Source organism: Luteolibacter luteus (genome assembly GCF_012913485.1).
Taxonomy (GTDB): Bacteria; Verrucomicrobiota; Verrucomicrobiia; order Verrucomicrobiales; family Akkermansiaceae; genus Haloferula; species Haloferula lutea.
The window spans coordinates 1683487-1704303 of sequence record NZ_CP051774.1 but is presented as its reverse complement, the minus strand read 5'-3'; the positions used below and the strand labels follow the sequence as shown (position 1 = coordinate 1704303).

General features: G+C 61.8%; 15 protein-coding genes. 10 read left to right on the top strand and 5 right to left on the bottom strand.

Annotated features, from left to right (window positions below):
* Positions 1–60 precede the first annotated feature (60 nt).
* The 3 genes from clpX to tig all read right to left on the bottom strand — a co-directional run bounded on the left by clpX (position 61) and on the right by tig (position 3424).
* Positions 61–1338 carry an ATP-dependent Clp protease ATP-binding subunit ClpX gene (gene clpX / locus HHL09_RS06950; RefSeq protein ID WP_169453845.1) on the bottom strand — a complete coding sequence of 426 codons (1278 nt, stop codon included), beginning with the start codon at positions 1336–1338 and terminating at the stop codon, positions 61–63.
* A gap of 69 nt (positions 1339–1407) precedes the next feature.
* Positions 1408–2100 carry an ATP-dependent Clp protease proteolytic subunit gene (locus HHL09_RS06945; RefSeq protein WP_169457693.1) on the bottom strand — a complete coding sequence of 231 codons (693 nt, stop codon included), beginning with the start codon at positions 2098–2100 and terminating at the stop codon, positions 1408–1410.
* Positions 2093–3424 carry a trigger factor gene (tig, locus tag HHL09_RS06940; protein WP_169453844.1) on the bottom strand — a complete coding sequence of 444 codons (1332 nt, stop codon included), beginning with the start codon at positions 3422–3424 and terminating at the stop codon, positions 2093–2095. Before tig ends, HHL09_RS06945 begins: the two co-directional genes overlap by 8 nt.
* Before the next feature lie 321 nt (positions 3425–3745).
* Between tig and bamA the strand changes: the two genes are divergently transcribed.
* Positions 3746–6124: an outer membrane protein assembly factor BamA gene (gene bamA, locus HHL09_RS06935; RefSeq protein WP_169453843.1), complete on the top strand. Its 2379-nt coding sequence runs from the start codon at positions 3746–3748 to the stop codon at positions 6122–6124.
* Positions 6125–6388: 264 nt separating this feature from the next.
* Here the strand turns inward: bamA and HHL09_RS06930 are convergent, their stop codons facing one another.
* Together HHL09_RS06930 and lysA are read right to left on the bottom strand one after the other, a co-directional pair.
* The gene (locus tag HHL09_RS06930; protein ID WP_169453842.1) at positions 6389–7288 is read right to left on the bottom strand and encodes a DMT family transporter; all 900 of its coding nucleotides are present in this window, start codon (positions 7286–7288) and stop codon (positions 6389–6391) included.
* Between the two features lie 133 nt (positions 7289–7421).
* Entirely contained in the window at positions 7422–8708 is a 1287-nt protein-coding gene (lysA, locus tag HHL09_RS06925; RefSeq protein ID WP_169453841.1) for a diaminopimelate decarboxylase, read from the bottom strand.
* Positions 8709–8975: 267 nt separating this feature from the next.
* Here lysA and HHL09_RS06920 point away from each other — a divergent pair, with 267 nt between their 5' ends.
* From HHL09_RS06920 to HHL09_RS06880, 9 genes are all read left to right on the top strand, one after another.
* Positions 8976–10274, top strand: a complete 1299-nt coding sequence (locus HHL09_RS06920) for a C39 family peptidase (protein ID WP_169453840.1) — start codon at positions 8976–8978, stop codon at positions 10272–10274.
* Positions 10275–11048: 774 nt separating this feature from the next.
* A complete protein-coding gene (murG, locus tag HHL09_RS06915; RefSeq protein WP_169453839.1) occupies positions 11049–12143 on the top strand; it encodes an undecaprenyldiphospho-muramoylpentapeptide beta-N-acetylglucosaminyltransferase in 1095 nt (364 codons plus the stop codon).
* The gene (gene murC / locus HHL09_RS06910) at positions 12140–14437 is read left to right on the top strand and encodes a UDP-N-acetylmuramate--L-alanine ligase (RefSeq protein WP_169453838.1); all 2298 of its coding nucleotides are present in this window, start codon (positions 12140–12142) and stop codon (positions 14435–14437) included. The genes murG and murC overlap by 4 nt, the downstream gene beginning before the upstream one ends.
* A 9-nt stretch (positions 14438–14446) precedes the next feature.
* Positions 14447–15370: a D-alanine--D-alanine ligase gene (locus tag HHL09_RS06905; RefSeq protein WP_169453837.1), complete on the top strand. Its 924-nt coding sequence runs from the start codon at positions 14447–14449 to the stop codon at positions 15368–15370.
* Between the two features lie 30 nt (positions 15371–15400).
* A complete protein-coding gene (locus HHL09_RS06900) occupies positions 15401–16372 on the top strand; it encodes a cell division protein FtsQ/DivIB (RefSeq protein WP_169453836.1) in 972 nt (323 codons plus the stop codon).
* A 10-nt stretch (positions 16373–16382) separates the two neighbouring features.
* Positions 16383–17594: a cell division protein FtsA gene (gene ftsA, locus HHL09_RS06895; protein WP_169453835.1), complete on the top strand. Its 1212-nt coding sequence runs from the start codon at positions 16383–16385 to the stop codon at positions 17592–17594.
* A 38-nt stretch (positions 17595–17632) separates the two neighbouring features.
* Positions 17633–19411 carry a cell division protein FtsZ gene (locus tag HHL09_RS06890; protein WP_169453834.1) on the top strand — a complete coding sequence of 593 codons (1779 nt, stop codon included), beginning with the start codon at positions 17633–17635 and terminating at the stop codon, positions 19409–19411.
* Positions 19412–19501: 90 nt separating this feature from the next.
* Complete coding sequence (locus HHL09_RS06885) at positions 19502–19813, top strand: Dabb family protein (protein ID WP_169453833.1); 312 nt, start codon at positions 19502–19504, stop codon at positions 19811–19813.
* A complete protein-coding gene (locus tag HHL09_RS06880; RefSeq protein WP_169453832.1) occupies positions 19813–20811 on the top strand; it encodes a zinc-dependent alcohol dehydrogenase in 999 nt (332 codons plus the stop codon). Before HHL09_RS06885 ends, HHL09_RS06880 begins: the two co-directional genes overlap by 1 nt.
* Positions 20812–20817 lie beyond the last annotated feature (6 nt).

The following is a 20817-nucleotide window of genomic DNA, read 5'->3' as shown; positions in this document are numbered from 1 at the left end:
AAGAGGAAAAGAAAAACGGGGCTACCGTTTCCGATAGCCCCGTGATTTGAAGAGAACGGATCAAGCCGCGTCCTTATCCTGCCTCCTGCGGCGGATCAGTGGTGGGCGCTCGCCCATCACTACCGGGCGGTTGAGCGTGACGGCTTCGATGTCGCCGCGGGATGGAACGTCGTACATCACGTCCAGCATCAGACGCTCGAAGATGGAGCGCAGGGCACGGGCACCGGTGCCACGGCGGACTGCTTCCTCGGCGAGCGTTCGAAGGGCATCTCGGGTCACGCGCAGCTTCACGCCGTTCAGGGCGAGCTGCTTGCCGTATTGCTTCACCAGCGCGTTCTTCGGCTCGGTGAGGATCGAAATCAGCTCGTCCTCGGTAAGCTTTCGAAGAGCGGAGATGACGGGCAGTCGACCGATGAACTCCGGGATGAGGCCGAAGTGCAAAAGGTCTTCCGGTTCGGCGAGGTCGAGGATGTTGCCGCTGGCGGCTTTCACTTCCTCGTTCGTGCCGTGGAAGCCCAAGGTGCTGCGACCGAGGCGGCGCTGGATGATGTCTTCCAAGCCTACGAAAGCACCGCCGCAAACAAAGAGGATCTTCTCCGTGTTTACCTGGATATACTCCTGCTGCGGGTGCTTGCGGCCCCCTTGCGGCGGCACATTGCAGACCGTGCCTTCGAGAATCTTGAGAAGCGCCTGCTGGACACCTTCGCCGGACACGTCGCGGGTGATTGAGACGTTGTCGGTCTTGCGGCCGATCTTGTCGATTTCATCGACGTAGATGATGCCGCGCTCGGCGCGCTCGACGTCGAAATCGGAGGCCTGCAACAGGCGCAGAATGATGTTTTCCACGTCCTCGCCGACGTAGCCGGCCTCGGTCAGCGTGGTGGCATCCACGATGCAGAAAGGAACGTCCAGCACCCGCGCGAGGGTGCGGGCGAGCAGGGTCTTGCCGGAGCCGGTCGGGCCCAGCAGCAGGACATTGGACTTTTCGATCTCCACCTCGCCGAATTCCTCGGCCACGGAGGCCTGATCCTGGCGGAGGCGCTGGTAGTGGTTGTAGACCGCGACGGAGAGCACCTTCTTCGCGTGCTCCTGCCCGATCACGAACTCATCCAGCTTGGCCCGCAGCTCGGCGGGGGAGGGCAGCCGCTTGGTATTCGGATTGCGGCGGTTCTTGGAGGGCTTGCCCGCGGTCTCGTTGAGCTCCTTGTCGAGGATGTTCGAGCAGACCTCAACGCACTCGTTGCAGATATAGACGCCGGGGCCGGCAATCAGCTTTTTCACCTCCGAGTGGCTTTTGCCACAGAAGGAACACATGGTGAGATTGGAAGCGCGTGCCATAGGGTGCCAGGATAAAAAAAGCAGGCGTCGGGCCGAATAGCCCGACGCCTCAATTTAGCGGAAAAGAACTCAGGCGTCGTCCTTTTTTCCGTCATTTGCGTCAACAAGTGCCGCGACGGCGTCAGGAAGCTGCTTGCGGCTCTCCAGGACCCTGTCCACCAGACCGTAGGCCACGGCCTCTTCGGCGGTCATGTAGTTGTCCCGTTCCGAGTCCTTCTTGAGCTGTTCGAGCGTCTTGCCGCTGTGCTTGGCGAGGATGCCATGCAGGCGATTGTTCAGGTTGATCATGAACCCGAAAGTCCGCTCGACGTCCAAGGCCGTGCCTTGGGCACCGCCGGAGACCTGGTGGATCATGACGTGGGAGTTTGGCAGGCAAAAGCGCTTGCCCTTCGTCCCTGCGGTCAGCAGCACGGAGCCCATGGAGGCGGCGATGCCGATGCAGTAGGTATTCACGTCACAGGTAAGGAATTGCATCGTGTCATACATCGCCAGTCCGGCGGTCACGGAACCGCCGGGGCTGTTGATGTAGATGTGCACGTCCTTCTTGGGATCCTGCATTTGCAGGAACAGAAGCTGGGCGATCACCGAGTTCGCGACGAAGTCGTCGATCGGCGTGCCGATGAAGATGATGCGGTCCTTGAGGAGCCGGGAGTAGATGTCAAAGGAACGCTCCCCGCGGCCGTCCTGCTCAATGACGACGGGTACGTAGTAGCTGTTCCGAGGGCTGGCCCCGGCGTGGATCACATTCGGGAAATCACTCATTTGGGGTTGGTTCATCTGCTGTTTCCTCGACGGTGGCGTGCTCCAGCACGAAGTCAATGGCCTTGCCCACCAGCATCGAGTTGCGGATGCCCGGGATGCGGCCGGTCCGCTGCAGTTCCTTGATGAACTTCTTAGGGTTCTGCTTCCGGGATTGGGCGATCATCGCGAGGTGATTCACCAGTTCCTGGTCGCTCACGGAAATGCCTTCCGTGCGGGCGATTTCCTGCAGGATGAAGTTGGTCTTCAGGTTCGTGCGAGCTTGGTCACCAGCGGTGGCGAAGATCTCACCTTGCTGGGCCATGAGCTCTTCCTGAGTCATGCCGGACTTCACGCTGCGCTCCACAAGAGCGTCCGCTTGGCCCTGCGTTTCATGACGCAGAAGGTCTTCCGGCAGCTCGAAATCGACGAGGGAATTGAAGTGTTCGACGATCTGGTTGACCTTGTAGTCGTCGATCTGGCGGCGCTTCTCGATGCCGATCTGTTGCTTGGCCAGCTCCTTGAGCTCGTCGAGGGTCTTACCCCCGGTGACCTTGGCGGCGAACTCGTCGTCCAGCTCAGGAAGGACAGCCTGCTTGAGGCCCTTTACGGTGACGTGGAAGACGACTTCCTTGCCGCGGAGGTCGCTGAGCGGGAAATCTTCGGGGATAGTCAGTGCGATGTCCTTGGACTCGCCGGCGCTCAGGCCTTCCACTTGGGCGGCGAAGCCCGGAAGGAAGCTGTTTTCGTCGAGCTTGATCCAGAATCCTTCGCGGCCGGAAAGGTAGCCGGCGGGCTTGCCGAGGGCTTCCTCGAGCGGCTTGCCTTCGAGGGTCGAGGTGAAATCGATCACCGCGAGGTCACCGTTCTGGGCGGCGCGGCCTTCGATGTCCTGATAGTCGGCGAAGCGCTCTTGCAGGCCCTTGAGCTGGGTCTCGACTTCTTCGTCGGTGGCTTCGGCAGAAGGGGCTTTGACCGGGATGCCCTTGTATTCCGGCAACGCCACGTCCGGGGCGAGGGTCAGGGTTGCATGGAAGGAAAGACTGCCATCGGCGTTGTGGGCCAGATTCTGCGGGATGCCGAAATTCAGCACCTTGAGAGCTTCCTTGCGGAGAGCTTCATCGTAGGCTTGGCGGACCAGGCGGTCGTCGAGTTCCTCCGTAATGGCGGTCTGGAATTTCTTCTCGATGACGTTCTTCGGCGCCTTGCCCGGGCGGAAGCCAGGGATGCGGGCTTGGGCGGCGTAGCCGGAGACGATTTTCGCACGCTCGGTCTTCACGGTGTCGGAAGGAACTTCGACACGCAGCGTGGCGAGGCAGTTCGGCTGCTTTTCAACGATGATGTTCATGGCGGAAAGGACTCGGCGCGGGATGAAAGGAGGACCTGGGCGCGCCGGGGGCGGGAAGCTAAGGGGGCTGCCCTCGCCTTGTCAAAGCGAAGTAGCGGCGGTTAGGAGGGGGAAGTCCGGGTGTTCCAAGGAGAAATCGTCCCCTCCGGTCCCGGAAGCTTCCGACGGAAATCGAACGCCGGTCTGCCGAGTGCCCTCTAACTTCCCGAACCAAGGTGCCGAAACGGGCAATAGAATCTATCCTAGGGGCTCCGCAAACCGCAATCCCCCTTGACGCCCCCGGCCCCAAAACGGTTCTATGCGTTCCGTTAGCCGACACACATGGATATTTTACCCCTCCTAAATAATCGGGGCTGGGCCTCGCTCGCACAGCGGCTCGCTCTGGCGGCGCTCCTTTTCCTTGGATTTGCCGCCACCCCGGTGAAGGCCCAGGGCGATGTCGAAGGCAAGAACGTGTCGGCGGTGGTGATCCGCTTCGCGGGCTCTGCCTCCGTGGATGAAGCCCGCCTGCGCAGCTTCATTTCGATGCGCGAGGGCGAGGCATACAGCACCGAAAAGTCGAACAACGACATCGGTTCGCTCTACCAATCGGGCCTGATCAATGACGTCCGCGTCCTTGCCGAACCGGATGGCAATTCGATCCGTGTGATTTACGAGGTAACCACCCGTGGCACGATTGTCGCGGTGGGCTTCGCCGGAAACACGATCTTCAGCGACCAGAAACTGGCCAAGGAAACCAAGCTCAAGGTGGGTGGCGCTCTCAGCGACGAAGCCATCCTTTCCGCCCGCCGGAATCTGGAGACCTACTACCGCGGCTACGGCTACCCGGACGTGACCATCACGCACCGCACCCAGCCGAGCGAAACCGGCCAGGGCGAAGACCTGATTTTCATCATTGAGGAAGGTGGCAAGAACGAGATCCGCAAGATCCGCTTCGAGGGCAACAACACCTACGACAGCCGCACCCTGCGCAAGCAGATGAAGGTGAAGGAAAAGGGCTGGTTCTCCTGGATCAGCAAGTCCGGTCGCTTCGAAGTGGAGCAGCTCGATCAGGACGTGGAAGCTGTTCTCGATTACTACCGCACCCGCGGATATCTCCGCGCCAGCAGCCCGGGTGCCCGCCGCGATCCTGTCGGTGATGGCCGCGTGGATCTGGTGATCCCGATCAACGAAGGCGAGAAATACACCGTGGAAGGTGTCGGTTTCGGCCGCATGACGGTCTTCAAGCCCGAGGAACTCTACCCCGCGCTGACCCTGAACAGCGGCGACGGCTACTCCTCCAAGAAGATGCGGGACGACATCAAGATGATCCGCAGCTACTACGGTTCCCGCGGATATGCTGACGCCTTGGTCACCCCGGACATCAAGGATGCCGGCCCGAACAAGGTGACCATCTTTTACAAGATCACCGAAGGCTCCCGCTACAGCGTTGGCCGCGTGAACATCGAGGGCAACACCAAGACCAAGGACAAGGTGATCCGCCGCGAAATGCCGCTCAAGCCGGGTGATCCGTTCAACTCCGTGGAGCTTGAGACCGCCAAGTCCCGTCTTGAAGGCCTCGGTTACTTCAGCAGCGTGGATGTGGATGCCCAGCCTGGCCGCGGTGGCTACCGCGACATCAACGTGCTCGTCGAAGAGCGCCGCACGGGTTCCGTCTCCGCCGGTATCGGCTTCAGCTCGATCGATAGCATCGTGGGCTTCGTGAACCTCGAGCAGTCGAACTTCGACATCATGAATCCCTGGTCGTTCACCGGCGGTGGCCAGCGCTTCGCGGCGAACCTCCGCCTTGGTAGCGAGCGTTCCGACTTCAGCGTCTCGCTGGTCGAGCCGTGGTTCATGGACCGCCAGCTCGCGCTGGGTGGCGAACTCTTCTACAAGGATTCCCAATACTACTCGGACTTCTACGAGCAAACCAACGCCGGTGCTGAAGTCTTCATCCGCAAGCCCCTCGGTGAGAAATCCTCGATCCGTCTCGGCTACCGCTTGGAGAATGTGAGCGTCGACCTTGACCCCGCCGTGGCGAGCCTTTCCAAGAAGTCGGTGGCGAACGGTGGTCCTCCTTCCCTCCTCCTGCAGGATGACGGCGACTTCCTCCGCAGCGCGTTGGCCGCAAACTTCGTTTACGATAGCCGCGATGCGACGATCGAAACCCGCAAGGGTGAGAAGATCGACATTGGTGCGACTCTCGCGGGCACCGGCCTCGGCGGTGACGTGGATATCTTTGGTTTGACCCTTACCGGCCAGAAATACTGGAACCTGCGTTGGGACTCGGTTCTCTCCGTGAATGGCGAACTTGCCTTCGTGGATGCGACCGATGGCAACGTGCCGGTCTTCGACCGCCTCTTCCTCGGTGGTGGCCGGACCCTGCGCGGCTTCGAGTTCCGCGACGTGGGCCCGCGTGACCCGGTGACGGGTGAAGTGGTGGGTGGCCAGTCGCTCGGCTTCCTCTCCGCGGAATACACCGTGCCGATCATCGACAACGTCCGCGCGGCGGTCTTCTACGACCTCGGCTTCGTGAACGCCGATTCTTGGGATCTCAGTGCCAGCGACCTCTACCATGACATTGGTGTGGGTGTCCGTCTGAAGCTGCCGATCAGCCCGGTGCCGATCGCCCTCGACTACGCCTTCCCGATCGAGAGCCCGGATCCGGTCGCGGACAACGGTGGCCAGTTCAACTTCTACCTGAACTACGAATATTGATTTAATCTCCGGTTTTTCCGGAAAGGGCCGCGGTTTCCCGCGGCCCTTTTTTATGGGTCTGGCGCTCGCGAATCCTGGCTGTCGAGTTATCCGGGAGATTCAAGAATCCGCTTTTCAGCGAGAGATTTGATCTGAATCCGGGCCGCATCTTGGCGGAAGCATCGCGTATCCTGACGAGCTGTATCTACTGCCAGAGGTAAGCCCTTTGAATCCGTTCGGCTAAAGGCCTGCGGCCTGGCCTTTGAAAGGTAAGCTCGTGAGAGATCAAGGGGCCACTTCCGGATCGGGAGGGGGAACGGCTTTGCCCAGTTTGCGGGAGATCAGGGGGTGGAGCACGTTTGCGGCGAGGATGGTGAGCATCCCGGCATAGAAAAGGGGATGCAGCTGCTTGTGCTCTCCGAAGAGGAAGGCGGCGCCGAGGATCCCGTAGACGGGCTCGAGATTGAAAGCCATGCTCATCGTGTAGGCGCTGAGGTGCTTGAGCAGGCGGATGTGGAAACCGTGCGCGAAGATGGTGCAGACCCATGCGAGGAGCAGAAGCCAGAGCCAATCGAGGCCTTTCCAATCCAAGAGGGATACGCCGCCGCCGACCCAAGGGAAGAGCAGGAGCGACACGGTGCAGGCTCCCGCCATTTCCCAGCCGACCATGAGGGTTGGATCGTTGCCGGTGGTGACGAAGCGCCGGTTAAGGACTGGGAAGATGGAGGCAAAGAAGGCGCTCAAGAGTGCCACCCCTAGGCCTAGCAATCGCCCGCGCTCGAAGCCTGCGACGAGGCAGATGCCCGCGACGACAAATAGTCCCAAAAAGACCTCGAAGGGGCGCACTCGGCGCTTCTCGAGCAAGGGCTCGGTAAAGGCGGTGAAAAGGGAAATCGTTGCGAGGCCGGCGAGGCAGATGGAGATGTTCGCCAGTTTGATCGCACCGAAAAAGCAGATCCAGTGGAGGCCTACTAAGATGCCGATTCCGAAGAGGGCGGCGGCGGTCTTCTTGCCGGGCCAAGGCGACTTCCGTTGCGCAAGCCCCACCCAGGCCATCGCGCCGATGAATGCGAAGGCGGTCCGCCAGATCACGAGGCCTGCGGCGGGCAGGGAGATCAGCTCGCCGAGGACTGCCGTGGTCGCCAGCAGGAAGACCAGCAGGTGCAGTTGGAAATAGTGGCGCACGGACGTGAGGGATCCGGAAATGGGTTCGCCGGAAAGGTGATCTTTCCGGCGAGGGCTGTCTTGACCGATTCTTTCGCCAATTCCGGTCAAGGAGCCGGGGCGGAGTGCCCCGGCTGTAATGATCTGCAGGAGCTCAGACTTCCCCGGCGATGATATCGTCGAGGGTCTGGCGCTGGCGGATGACGCGCGCGGCACTGCCGTCGACAAGGATCTCGGCAGGCAAGGGGCGAGAGTTGTAGTTCGAAGCCATCACGAAGCCGTAGGCGCCGGCGCTCATGAGAGCCACGACTTCGCCGGGCTGGAAGTCGGCGAGTTCGCGGTCCTGGCAGAAGAAGTCGCCGCTTTCGCAGATCGGGCCGACGACATCCACCTTCCGGCGGGCTTCGCCGGGTTGCTTTACGGGCTCGATTTCATGGTGGCCTTCGTAGAGGGCCGGGCGGATGAGGTCGTTCATGCCGGCATCGACCACCTTGAAGGTCTTCGCGGTGCCGTGCTTTTCGTAAAGGCAGCGGGTCAGGAGCACGCCGGCATTGCCGACGATGTAGCGGCCGGGCTCGAGCAGGATTTTCAGGCCGAGGTTTTGCAGGCGAGGGACGAGGGCTTCGCCATACTCGGCGATGGTCAGCGGGCGCTCATCCTCGGACTTGGAGGCCCACCACTGCGGGTCACCGGACTTCAGGGAATCGTGATAGACGATTCCGATGCCACCGCCGATCGACCAGAATTCGATGCCGTGGATGTTCTTCAGATGGATCGCCAGCGGGGCCACCTTTTCCACTGCTTCGATGAAGGGCTTGATGGAGGTGAGCTGGGAGCCGATGTGCATCTGGAGGCCGCGGAGCTTGACGTTTGCGAGCTCCTTGGCGGCGCGGGCGTAGACATCCGTGATGAGATCGAAATCGACGCCGAACTTGTTCTCGGACTTGCCGGTGGAGATGTACTTGTGGGTCTTCGCGTCCACGTTCGGGTTCACGCGGACTGCGGCAGGGGCGATCACGCCGAGGTCGCCGGCCACTTCGTTGAGGTAGCGGAGTTCTTCCTCGCTCTCCACGTTGAAGGAGTAGATGCCCTGCTTCAGGGCATACTCGATTTCAGCCCGGGTCTTGCCGACGCCGGCGAAGGTGCACTTGGCGGGATTGCCACCAGCCTTGATCACGCGGAAGAGTTCGCCGCCCGAGACGATGTCGAAGCCGGCATCTTCCTCGGCGAGCAGACGCAGCACGGAGAGGTTCGAGTTAGCCTTCACCGCGTAAGCCACCTCGTGGTCGATCGAGCCGAGCGCCTGGTCGAGGCGGCGGTAATGATCGCGGATGGTGTTCGCGGAGTAGACGTAGAGGGGCGTGCCGTGCTCCTCGGCGAGGGTCTGGAGATTGACGTCCTCGCAGTGCAGCGAGCCATGGCGGTAGGCAAATCCGTGCATGCGGCGGCTTTAGACGGTCCCCGGCCCGCGGGCAAGGGCGGGCTTTGCCCTGCATCGTTCGCGGTTCGTCTGGCCGTTTTTCAAGGTGGCCGGAGCCAGCCTGTTCCGCCTGATAAAAATACGGAAAATAACAGGCTGGGTGAGGAGGCAGGGGTGCCTCCCGGTTGAGGCACCAAGAGGAGCATTGCAGGCGACCTGAGTCTTTTCTACTGCCGAGGAGGTGTCTCCTCGCTTGGATTTTTTCGCGGCGGGTCTATCCATTCCGGGATGAAAGCGATGTCCCTCGCGATGCTTCTGGCGGCAGGATCCCTCGTGTGTGGGGCTGCTTGGGCGATCCCGAATTCCATCACGGGGCCCTTGCTCAATCAGGACAGCCCACTCAACGGGCAAGATCTCACACAGTCGTTGCTCTCGTCCGGGATTTGGGATGGCAGCGAGAAGCTGCCTGGTGAGTGGATGGAAGAGGGCGAGGTTTCCAACGCGAAGATTTCTTATCTCCGGGCCCGGCCGAAGCTCTTCGGCCAAGAGTTGATCCTGCTGCGCTCCGTGCAGCGCGAAGGCAAGCTGGAGTCCTTGGAGGCGACCTTTGTCGATGCGGGCTCCTATTTCGGCTATTTCGATGAAGAGATGCCGGATGGCTTGAGCCGCCGGGAAATGCGGAAGGAAATCGCTATCCGCCTTGCCGAGAAGCAGGCGGAATTCACCAAGCTCTACACCGATTCACAGGTAAGCCTGAAAAGTTCGATCGCGGCTGCCTGTGGTGATGCGAAGCCAGAGGAGGGACGGATCGGTCGAACCCGGGGGCTCCGGATGCCGGTTGAGGAATGGAAAAAGGACGGTCGCAGGATCCGGCTGCTTGCCGGAGAAAATCGATTGTTGAGAGTCTTCATCACGCCGGAGAAGCTGCCGGTGGAAGAATGGATGGATCCTTCCATCTCGGCGATGCCGCCCCGGGAAAAACTTGGAAAGCTGGCTAAAGGAGTTTCCCGCGAAGATGACGGGACGGTTTCGCTTCCCGGCCTGCGGCCAATTCCGCAGGGCTATCGGCCCTATTGCGGATTGAATACCCTGGCGATGGCGGCACGGCATTTCGGCCTGCATCTGGATGAGGATTGGCTGGCGGTGGCGAGCGGCTTCAAGAACACCGGCCGGGCCGATGGGGCAAATCTGGTGAAGCTCTACCATGCAGTGGCGGCCGAGGCGGGCTACGGTCTGGATCGCTCCACGAAGTTTGATCCGGCTGCCGCGACCAAGGCTCTGGGCGCCGGTTTTCCGGTGATCGTCTGGCGGCGCTACTCTCCGGAGCGAAATGCCCTGCACACGAAGTTCATGCGGGAGTTTTCCAAGCACCCGACGGCGACCTTGCCTGATCCTGCGTCAAGCGCCGAGCGGGCTTCGTGGCCCGGGGACGATGCTCCGCTGCATGCTTCGGTGGTCGTTGGCTACAATGCGGGACGGAAAGAGTTTCTCTTCCTTGAGAGCTGGACGGGGAAGGATACGCCGCGACGGATGCGGGTGGAGGAGTTGGTAGCGACCACGGACTTGGCTTTCGTGTTCCGGCCTTGAAGGCGGAACAGCCGTTCTCCGAGTAATTTAATCCGGTGAATACGGCATCGGGCAGCGGCCCTATTGCCAGGGGAAATCAAGGTCTCCCTTTCTGACAGTCCGCCCGGCGGATCGGGGGAAGTGACCCGCCGGGCGGCTGACAACACACACTAACACACACACTAACTGGAAAAGCTTCCGGCTCTGTTTCCTCGGGGGGCTGGGGATCAGGGCCGGCGTTGCTGGCGAACCGGCCTAGGATTACGGGGGATCATCCGTCGGTCGGTTCGTCTGAATCCGCAGCCTTCCGATCGGGGGGAATCCTTGGGCAGCGGATCGTTCCGGAGAACGGCGTCATCCAACACCCATAGCTCTCAGGGGACAAGACGATTCGGATGACGCAATCACGTAGGATGAGTTATGATTTCCTTTTTCGGACCTTCGGTCTGAGCGCTTCTTTGGGTCTTTAACGCATTGGAAACCAGTCAAAATGCGAAATTGGTAATGTTGCATTGATGGTTTTGGTAGCCGATTCGTTCTTTGAAAACCTTAATAATCCGTGGGTTTTGCCCATGTTATTCCCAAAATCGGCGCAACGAGGCGCTTTTGAGCGGTCGCGTGAGGGTGGCGCTGAGCTCTCTTTCCGGGGTGTCTCCGGCCCGGGTTTTGTTCAATGATTTTGACCCTGAAATCGCGAATTGAAGCCGTTTTCGAGATTGCCTGATAATCAAGAAATGTTGCATTCTTTGTCGTGGCCGCGCGGCACGATGGCCGGTGGTCCCGGGGCACCGGATTATGGAACAAGCGTCGCTGGTAATTGCGTGTGGTGGAACGGGAGGGCATCTCTTCCCGGGTTTGGCTGTGGCGGAGGAATGGACGGCTCGTGGAGGCAGGGTTTTGCTCTTGGTTTCCGAGAAGAAAATCGACCAAGAGGCCCGGCGGAAATACACTCAGTATCAATTTGAAACGATCCCCGCGATCGGCAAGCCGGCGACCTTTTCGCCGAAGATGCTGCCCTTCCTGTGGAAGCTGTGGCGAACGATGGGACGCTGTGGCGGTCTCCTGAAGGAGTTCAAGGCGGACGCCGTGCTTGGCATGGGGGGCTTCACTTCGTTGCCTCCGGCGTGGGCGGCGAAAAATGCGGGGCTCCCGGCCTTTGTTCACGATTCCAATGCGCTGCCCGGCAAGGCAAACCGCCTGACGGCGAAGTTTTGCCAGAAGGTTTTCATCGGTTGGGATGCCGCCCGGAAATATTTTGGGTCCCGGGAAGTCGTGCAGACCGGCACACCGGTCCGTGCGGAGATGCGGCATTTGCCGAGCCGGGCTGAGGCTGCCGCAAAATTCGGGCTCGATCCCAATCGCCCGACCCTGATGGTCACCGGTGGAAGCCAAGGCGCGCGGCGGCTGAATTCCTTGGTGGCGCAAGCTTTCACCAGCTTTCCTGCGGGAACCCAAGTGCTGCACATCGCGGGGCCGCTGGACCAGCAGCGGGTCGAAGAGGAAGCGGGTGGCCGCGAGGGCTACCACGTCATCGGATTCTGCGACGACATGCCTTCCGCCTATGCCGTGGCGGATGCGGTGCTTTCCCGCTCCGGGGCTTCCAGCATGACCGAGCTTTCCTTTCTCGGCCTGCCTTCGATCCTGGTGCCTTTTCCTTACGCTGCGGACGATCATCAGACGAAAAACGCGGAAGTTTTTTCGACCGCAGGCGCTGCATTTTTAGAGCAGGAATCCGCGCTTGATGCCGGGAAACTGGCGGAGCGGGTCACAACGCTGATGAGCGACTTGCAAACCCGCGACCGCATGGCACAAGCGGCCCGTTCGCTCGCCGTGCCCGATGCCGCGGCGCGAGTGTGCGACGCCATCCAAGCGACCCTTTCCCGGAAATGAACGACCTGAGCCCCAAGCTGACCGACCGCGACCACCCGCTGCGCATCCACCTGATCGGGGTGGCAGGCTCGGGCATGAGCGGTCTGGCCCTGCTGCTGCTTGGGATGGGGCACCGTGTCAGCGGTTCCGACCGTGTGACTTCGGACGAAACCGAGCGCATGCAGCGCATCGGCCTGAATTTCTCCTCACCCCACACGGCCGAGGCGGTCAGCGGGGCGGATCTCGTGGTTTATTCCTCCGCAATCCGTCCGGAGAATCCGGCCTACGCGGCGGCGAAGGCAGCTGGCATTCCCTTGCTGCGCCGCGCGGAGTGTCTCGCGGCGATCCTGCACACGCGCCGTGGAATCGTGGTTTCCGGCACGCACGGAAAAACGACGACGTCCTCGATGGTCGCGCATTCGCTGCGTGAGGCAGGGATCCAGCCGAGCCACTACGTCGGAGCGGAAATCCCGGTGCTGGGTGCCAACGCCCGCTGGTCCGAAGAAGGCGAGTGGATGGTGGCTGAGGGGGATGAGAGCGACGGTACCCTGGCGCTCTACCGTCCGGGCTGCTCGATCATCCTCAATATCGAGGCCGAGCACCTCGACCACTACAAGGATCTCGATGAGATCAAGGCTGTCTTCGCGAAGCTGGTAAGCCAGACCGATGGTCCGGTGGTCTATTGCAAGGAATGCGCCGTGGCGACGGAGGTGGGCTCGCAGGCGAAGGAATCCGTGAGCTATGGCTGGTCCGGTGCGGACTACACCGCCGCGGAGATCCGCGAGCTGCGCGGAGCTACGGCATTTACCGTAGTTCGCAATGGCGAGATCCTCGGCGATGTGGAGCTGGGCATCCCCGGCCGCCACAACGTGCTGAATGCCCTGGCCTGCATCGCGACGGCGGACCGTCTCGGCGCGGACTTCCGCCTGGTATCGCGCGCGCTCAATTCTTTCGCCGGAGCCAAGCGTCGTTTCGAAACGAAGTATCTCTCGTCGCGCATCCGGATCGTGGATGACTACGGTCATCACCCGACCGAGCTGGCGGCGACCCTGCAGACAGCCCGCTCCCTGAAGCCGGGGCGTGTTGTCGTGCTCTTCCAGCCGCACCGCTACACGCGGACCCAGGCACTGGCCGAAGACTTCGGAAAGGTGCTGCACGCCGCGGACAAGGTCTTCGTCAGCGACGTCTATCCTGCGAGCGAGCTGCCGATCCCGGGGATCTCCGGCGACACGATCGTCCAAGCGGCGAGGCGCCAGGGTGGTGATCATGTTGTTTCTCTGCCCGATCTGGCGACGGCCCATCATACGGTGGGCAATGAGCTGGAGCCGGGCGATCTGCTGATCACGCTGGGTGCCGGAAACGTTCACGAGGTCGGCACGCGTATCGCCGCGGATCTGAAGATCCTTGAGCAAATGCTGCACCTGGCGTCGAAGGACGACATCGATGGCTGCCTGTACGAGCCGATGCGCCGCCACACCACGATGCTGGTCGGCGGTCCGGCGCAATATTGGATCGAGCCCCATACCTTCGAGGCTTTCGCGGAGGTGGTGAATTACTGCCGCGAGCGCGGTGTCGCGATGCGTGTCGTTGGCCGAGGCTCAAACCTGCTGGTGCGCGACGGTGGTATCCGGGGAGCGGTGATTCATCCGGCAGGCGGTGCGTTTTCCGAATGCCGTGCCGAGGATGGCAAGATCATTGCCGGTGCCGGCGTGCGCCTGAAAAAGGTCGCAAGCGTGGCGCAGGCAGCGGGCATCGGTGGCTTCGAGTGGATGGAAGGTATCCCCGGCAACGTGGGCGGCGCGCTGCGCATGAACGCCGGCGCGATGGGCACGGAGACTTTTGACCAAGTGGTGTCCGTCACTTTCCTCGATGAGGATGGCGAGATCCGTGAACGTTCGCGCGAGGAGATCGTGGCCAATTACCGCGATGTCCCCGAACTCCGCCGCAACTTCGCGCTGCAGGCGACCTTCACCGGCAAGCCGGACAGTGCCGAGTCGATCCAGGAGCGCTGGGATGCTTCTCGCCAGAAACGCCGGGCCAGCCAGCCGGTAGCGGCAAGTGCCGGTTGCATTTTCAAGAATCCGACCGAAGTGCCCGCGGGCAAACTCGTCGACGAGCTTGGCCTGAAGGGCTGCAATGAGGGCAGGGCCCGCGTTTCGGAAGTGCACGGCAATTTTATCGTCAATGGCGGCGGCGCGACGGCAAGCGAAGTGCTTGCAATGATCGAAAGGATCAAGACCAGCGCCCGCGAAACCCGCGGTATCGAACTCGAAACCGAGGTGAAGGTCCTCGGCGAAGATGAATTCACGTTCTGAAATTTTCCCATGATTCCTGACAATCTCCTCATCGCCGTCCTGATGGGCGGCCCCGGCTCCGAGCGCGAGGTTTCGCTGGCTTCCGGAAAGGCCGTGCTCAAGGCGCTGCAGGCTGCCGGATGCAATGCCGTCGGCGTGGATGTGACTTCCACCGACCTGGTGCTGCCGGAGGGCACGGGCCTGGCCTACAACGTGATCCACGGGACCTTCGGTGAAGATGGCCAGCTTCAGTCGATCCTCGAGGAGCGCGGGATTCCCTACACCGGTGCCGGTTTGACGAGCAGCCGCATTGCCTTCGACAAGAATCTGGCCAAGGAGAAGTTCCTCGCTGCCGGAGTGCCGACGCCGCGCTCCGAGATCGTGGATGTTTCGGGTGGTCCACGTCTTCCCTTCATCCCCGTGCCCTTCGTGGTGAAGCCTCCCCGTGAAGGCTCCAGCGTGGGCGTGACGATCGTGAAGGAAGAAGCGCAGGCGCTGCCCGCGATGGAAACCGCGGCGAAGTACGGGAACGACATCCTGGTCGAGTCCTTCGTGGAAGGAAAAGAACTCACCGTGGGTATCCTCGACGATGTCGCCATGCCGATCGTCCACATTGCCCCGCGGGATGGCTTCTACGACATGTCGAACAAGTATCCGTGGCTTTCGGGCGGTGTCGGGAGCGACTACTATTGCCCGGCCGATCTGGATGCGGAGACCACGCGCCGCGTGCAGGAAGCCGCGCTTGCCGGGCATCGCGCGCTGGGCGTGGAGGTTTACTCCCGTGTCGACGTGCTGCTCGATGCCGATGGCAATCCTTTCGTGCTGGAAGCGAACACGATTCCCGGCATGACTGAGACAAGCCTCCTGCCGAAGTCCGCCGCCGCCCACGGGATCGACTTCACCTCGCTCTGCCTGCGCATCGCCGAGCTCTCGCTGGCGATCCGCTCCAAGTAAGCTGTTTCACCCCTCCCCACTCCCCACCACATGTTCAAGAAACGCACGACCAAGGTCCGTCACAGCCGGCAGTTGATCCAACTGCAGGCCAGCGTCGTGTCGCCACGCATCCTGTGGTTCGGTTTCTTGAAGGCGTGCCGCCGCTGCGCCCGCCTGGCGATGCTGGTGGCCCTGGGGGTGGCAGCGGTGTGGGGTATCCGTATCGGCATCCAGCACGGGCTCGTCGAAAACGAGGAGTTTCGCCTGCAGTCGATTGAGATGACTCCGAATCCGGCGATCGACGAACGCCGGTTGGTGGAGATTGCCAATATCGATCTCAAGGGCAGCCTCTTCGATTGCGATGCCGTGGAGATCGAGTCGAAGCTGCGCGATCTGCCGGAGATCGCCACGGCCAATGTCCGCAGGGAATTCCCCGGAACGCTGGTGGTCCAAGTGGCCGCGCGCGAGCCCTATGCATGGGTTGCCAGCCCCACCCAGGGAATCGAAGCACACGACGACAAGAAGGGCTTGCTGGTGGATCGTTCCGGCGTGGCGTTTCCTTGTCCGCCCGCGCTTCTGACGGAAGCCACACGTCTGCCGGTTTTCTACCTTGGCGAGGGCGGCGAGCCTCTGGAGGCAGGTCAGCCGGTGAAGCATCCCGAATTCGACCGCCTGGTCCGCCTCTACAAGGTAGCCTGCGACGAGATTCCCGGTGCGGCCGATTGGGTGTATTCGCTCCGCCAGAACAAGAGCTGGTCCTTGGAGCTGGTCACCCGGGAGGGCATCAGTGCCTATTTCGGCCTAGGCGATCACAAGCGCCAGATGGACGACTTCCAATCGATCCTGAAGCACGCGCGTGAAAATTCGCAGCAAATTGCCTCGGTCCAACTGATCCCTGAACGCAACATACCCGTGGTCCTGCGGGGGAGTACGGTGCCCCGCGCGATCATGATTGAGGCGCCTCACAACAGCTCTCCCGCCGAGCGTCGTTCCCGCGACGTACAAGACCTCCTCAACCGCTGACTCCCCTCCAATGGCACGCTCGAAGATCCACGTCGGCCTCGAAATCGGCACCAGCAAGATTTGCATGGTGGTCGGAGAGGTGAAGTCCGACGGCTCCGTCAAAATCCTTGGCGTTGGACAATCCAAGTCCGTCGGCGTGAAGAAGGGGGAGATCTATGACTTCCCGCAGGTGCGTGCCTGTGTGAAGGATGCCTTGGTCAAGGCGGAGGACGCGAGCGATGTGGAGATCGGGAGTGTGTATCTGGCCGTCACGGGTGCCCACATCCAAGGCGTGAACAACCGCGGCAGCTTCCGCTTGCCGGATGACGAGAATGTCATCGGGCCGCCGCACGTGCAGGAGGCAAAGGAGATCGCCCGCGCGGTGGCAATTCCGCCGGATCACGTTTACTTGCACCATATCATCCGCCGTTTCGGGGTGGATGGTTTCGAACATGCGACTTCACCGATCGGGCTTTCCGGCAAGACGGTGGACGCAGATTTCCATGTGATCCATGGCATCCGTTCGCGGATCGAGAACCAGATCAAGTGCGTGCGGGAAATGCCGCTCGATATCGATGATCTCGTCTTTTCTCCGATCGCGGCAGCACAGGTGGCGCTCGACCGCGAATCGAAGGAGCGCGGCGCGCTGGTGATCGACATCGGTGGCGGCACGACCGACTACGTGCTTTATCTCGATGGCGCGATCGAAGCCTCCGGGTGCATCCCGGTGGGCGGCGACCACGTCACGAATGACATTCACCTGGTGACCGGCCTGGCCTTCTCGAAGGCCGAGGTGCTGAAGGTGCGCGAGGGCGATGCGTCCGCGGATCCGGCGCGTTCGGTGGGCTTGATCAAGGTGGCGGATGAAAAAGGCTTCGCGGAAGCCGAGGTGAAGCGCCAGCTTTTGAATGACATCATCCGCCAGCGCCTGGAGGAAACCCTGAAGCTGCTCCTGCGGCGTTTGCCCGCCGGTGCCATCGAGCGTGTGGGCACCGGAGTCTTCCTTTCCGGCGGCACCAGCCTGATGCGAGGTTTCGGCGAGTTGGCGCACGATATCTTCAAGCGGGACGTGTATCGTCCCGAGCCACCGGAGCTGAGCGGCGTCCAAGCGAATTTCAAGGATCCCCAATTCACCACCGCAATCGGCCTGATCCGCTACGCGCAGATCATCGAGGCCGAGCGCGAACCCAAGCGCGGAGTGCTGCGCAAAATCGGAAACGTCCTTTGGCCCTTTTCACGATAACTCCTTAAACCCGGCGGCAAGCCCGCCATCCGAATGCCATGATCGAATTCCCACGCGACTCTCAAAATACCATCCCATCGTCCTCCGTGAAGATCGTCGGTCTCGGCGGTGCGGGGACCAACATGCTCGATCGTGTCGTCCTGGACGGTATGGATGGAGCGGAAATGCTCGCGATCAATACGGACATCCGCACGTTGTCCGGCTCGGTCGCCCGTGATCGCATCCAGCTCGGCCGCAACCTCACCAAGGGCCTCGGTGCCGGCGGTGATCCGGAGCTCGGCCAGCAGGCGGTGCTCGAAGCGGAAGGTGAAGTGCGTGCGGCGCTGAAGGGGCGGAAGATTGTCTTCCTCTGCGTGGGTCTTGGTGGTGGCACGGGCTCCGGTGCGGCGCCGATTGTTTGCCGCATCGCTCGCGAAGAAGGGGCCTTCGTGGTGGTCTTTGCCACGATGCCCTTCAGCTTTGAAGGCCGCCGCCGCCGTGAGCAGGCCGAGACCTCGCTGAATGAACTCGCCGTGCTTTCCAACGCGCTGGTGACCTTTGACAATACCCGCATGGGCGATCTGGTGCTGGCGAAGCAAGGCATCCATGAAGCCTTCGCCGCGGCGGACCGCATGATTTCGGAGAGCATCAAGGCGGTGATCCGCCTGGTGATCCGCCCGGGCCTGATCAATGTCGGTCTGGACGACCTGATGACCGCGCTGCGTACGACGCGCTCCCGCTGTCTCTTCGGCTCGGGCATTGCGAGCGGCAAGGACCGCGCGCAGAAGGCGCTGCGCAATGCCCTCAACAGCCCGCTGCTCGATCAAGGCGCACTGCTGCGCGATACCGAGACGGTGCTGGTTCACCTCTGCGGTGGCGAAGACCTCACCCTCTACGAGATCGAATTGCTCATGCAGAGTCTCTCGAAGCACGTCCCGGACAAGGCGCACGTGCTCTTTGGCGCGGCAGTCGATCCGAGCATGGGCGACTACCTGAGCATCACGATGGTGAGCTCCCTGCCGGAGGATCGCCTGCATGCGCAGCGGACCTCGCCGCTGGAGAAGCCTGCCTTGCTGGAGCCGACGGTGGGTTTTTCGGTGGATGAGCCGGAAGAGGAGGAGAAACCGGTCGCAGTAGCCGCCCCGCCGCCGCCCCGCGAACGGAAGGCAGTCGCGCCGGCCATGACTGCGGCGAGCCTGTTTTCGGACGAGCCGGTTCCGACGATTGCGGAGTTCACCACGGTGACCAAACCGGCTCCGGAGCCTGCCGCGGTTGTCGAGGACGACACCCCTTTTGCTGAATCGGAGAGCTCTCCTTTCTCGATCGATCATAGCGCTCCCGAGGCCGCGGCCGTGGACACCTCCGAAGAAGACTTCGCGGGAATTTCCGCCGCGGCTTCGGTATCGGGGACCTTCGTTACGAACGAGGAGATCTCGATCGACGACGATGATTTCAAGGTGGCCGAGGAAGTCTCCGAGGCTCTGGAGGAAGAAGATGAGGAGCCTGCTTTCTTCGAAGTTTCCGCGAAGGACGACGCCGCAGACGAACCGGTGGAGGCAACCCGCTTGGAACCGGAGCCTGAATCCGAGCCGAAGGCGGAAGGCAAGCCGGTGATCCTCCCGGGGGTATTTGACGATCTCGACGAGGCTTTCACCGATATTGGCGAAGCTGCCGCTGAGGAGAAGCCTGCCGCACCCGCGAAAGCGCGTGGCACGGGAAAAGGCCAAGGTGAGTTGAGCTTCGATGGCGGTCCGCGCGGTCGCTTCGAAGGAGCATCCCCGAGCCTCTTCGAGGGTGAAGACCTCGACGTCCCGGCTTTCCTGCGGAAGAAGCGCTGAGCTTGAAAGATCCGGCGGCGTGGATGCGGGGAACTGCATGCGCGCCGCGCGCTTGCTCCCTTTCGTGGCTGCCGTTAAACGAGCGGCCGTATGGAACACCATGTGTATTTCTGGCTGAAGGACGAGCGGAAGAACGAGGCTGACCGCAAGGCTTTCGAAGCGGGCCTTGATGACCTTTTGAAGGTGAAGGGACTGGTCAGCGGCTTTTGGGCCGTGCCGGCCAAGGTGATGGAGCGCCCGGTGATCGACCAGTCCTGGGACTATGCGACTTCCTTCACGTTTGAATCCGTGGAGGCCCAGGATATCTATCAGGAAGACCCGGATCACTACGTTTTCATCAATGCCTTCAAGGATTGGTGGGCGAAGGTGGAAGTCAGGGATCTCGAACGCGTCAGCAAGTGATGAGAGCGCTGCAACTCGTGGCACCGTCCGAGCTGGCGGTGGTGGATCTGCCGCAGCCCCAGCCTGGTTTTGGCGAAGTGCGACTGCGGGTGAAAGCCTGCGGCATCTGCGGCAGCGACCTGCATGGCATGGACGGCGGCAGCGGCAGGCGGATCCCGCCGCTGGTGATGGGTCACGAGGCGAGCGGCATCGTGGATGCGGCGGGTGAAGGCGTGAGCGCGTGGAGAGCGGGCGATCGTGTCACCTTCGATTCCACGGTGTGGTGTGGCGAGTGCGGCTACTGCCGCGAGGGCCGCGTGAATCTTTGCGACTCCCGCCAGGTGGTGGGGGTCGCTTGTGCGGAGTTCCGCCGAGATGGAGCCTTTGCGGAATACGTGACGGTGCCGCAGCGGATCCTGCACCGCTTGCCGGAGGCGCTGTCCTTTGAGGAAGCAGCCTTTGCCGAACCGGTGGGAGTTGCCTTGCATGCGGTGAGGCGGGCGGGCGATCTCGAGGGAAGTACGGTGCTCGTCGTAGGTGTGGGCTTGATCGGGCTGCTGGTCGTCCAGGCGCTGAAGCGTGCCGGTGCCGGAAAAGTGATCGCTGTCGATCTGGACGAAGGGCGCTTGGAGCTGGCGCGCGAGCTCGGAGCGGATGAGACCGCGATTGGCGGACCGGGGCTTGCCCCGTTCGAGGTGGATATTGCGATGGAAGTCGTGGGTGCTGCGCCCACGGTGGATTTTGCGATCCGTTCGGTCCGGAAGGGGGGGCGGGTGGTGCTTGTGGGAAATCTTTCGCCGAACGTGCCCCTGCCTTTGCAGGTCGTGGTCACCCGGGAACTCGATGTGCTCGGCTCCTGCGCGATTGCCGGAGAGTATCCAGAAGCTCTGGAGGCGATCGCTTCCGACAGCATCCGGGTAAAGCCACTGATTACCGCCGCGGTCGGTCTCGAGAATGGCGTGGATGCTTTCGTGAAGGCGAAGGCTCCGGGGGCCTTGAAAGTGCTGGTGACCAGCTGAGAAAGC

Bases quoted from the DNA above. Each gene is read 5' to 3' on its own strand.
- clpX (WP_169453845.1), bottom strand. From the start codon at position 1,338: ATGGCACGCGCTTCCAATCTCACCATGTGTTCCTTCTGTGGCAAAAGC.
- HHL09_RS06945 (WP_169457693.1), bottom strand. From the start codon at position 2,100: ATGAGTGATTTCCCGAATGTGATCCACGCCGGGGCCAGCCCTCGGAAC.
- tig (WP_169453844.1), bottom strand. From the start codon at position 3,424: ATGAACATCATCGTTGAAAAGCAGCCGAACTGCCTCGCCACGCTGCGT.
- bamA (WP_169453843.1), top strand. From the start codon at position 3,746: ATGGATATTTTACCCCTCCTAAATAATCGGGGCTGGGCCTCGCTCGCA.
- lysA (WP_169453841.1), bottom strand. From the start codon at position 8,708: ATGCACGGATTTGCCTACCGCCATGGCTCGCTGCACTGCGAGGACGTC.
- HHL09_RS06920 (WP_169453840.1), top strand. From the start codon at position 8,976: ATGAAAGCGATGTCCCTCGCGATGCTTCTGGCGGCAGGATCCCTCGTG.
- murG (WP_169453839.1), top strand. From the start codon at position 11,049: ATGGAACAAGCGTCGCTGGTAATTGCGTGTGGTGGAACGGGAGGGCAT.
- murC (WP_169453838.1), top strand. From the start codon at position 12,140: ATGAACGACCTGAGCCCCAAGCTGACCGACCGCGACCACCCGCTGCGC.
- HHL09_RS06905 (WP_169453837.1), top strand. From the start codon at position 14,447: ATGATTCCTGACAATCTCCTCATCGCCGTCCTGATGGGCGGCCCCGGC.
- HHL09_RS06900 (WP_169453836.1), top strand. From the start codon at position 15,401: ATGTTCAAGAAACGCACGACCAAGGTCCGTCACAGCCGGCAGTTGATC.
- ftsA (WP_169453835.1), top strand. From the start codon at position 16,383: ATGGCACGCTCGAAGATCCACGTCGGCCTCGAAATCGGCACCAGCAAG.
- HHL09_RS06890 (WP_169453834.1), top strand. From the start codon at position 17,633: ATGATCGAATTCCCACGCGACTCTCAAAATACCATCCCATCGTCCTCC.
- HHL09_RS06885 (WP_169453833.1), top strand. From the start codon at position 19,502: ATGGAACACCATGTGTATTTCTGGCTGAAGGACGAGCGGAAGAACGAG.
- HHL09_RS06880 (WP_169453832.1), top strand. From the start codon at position 19,813: ATGAGAGCGCTGCAACTCGTGGCACCGTCCGAGCTGGCGGTGGTGGAT.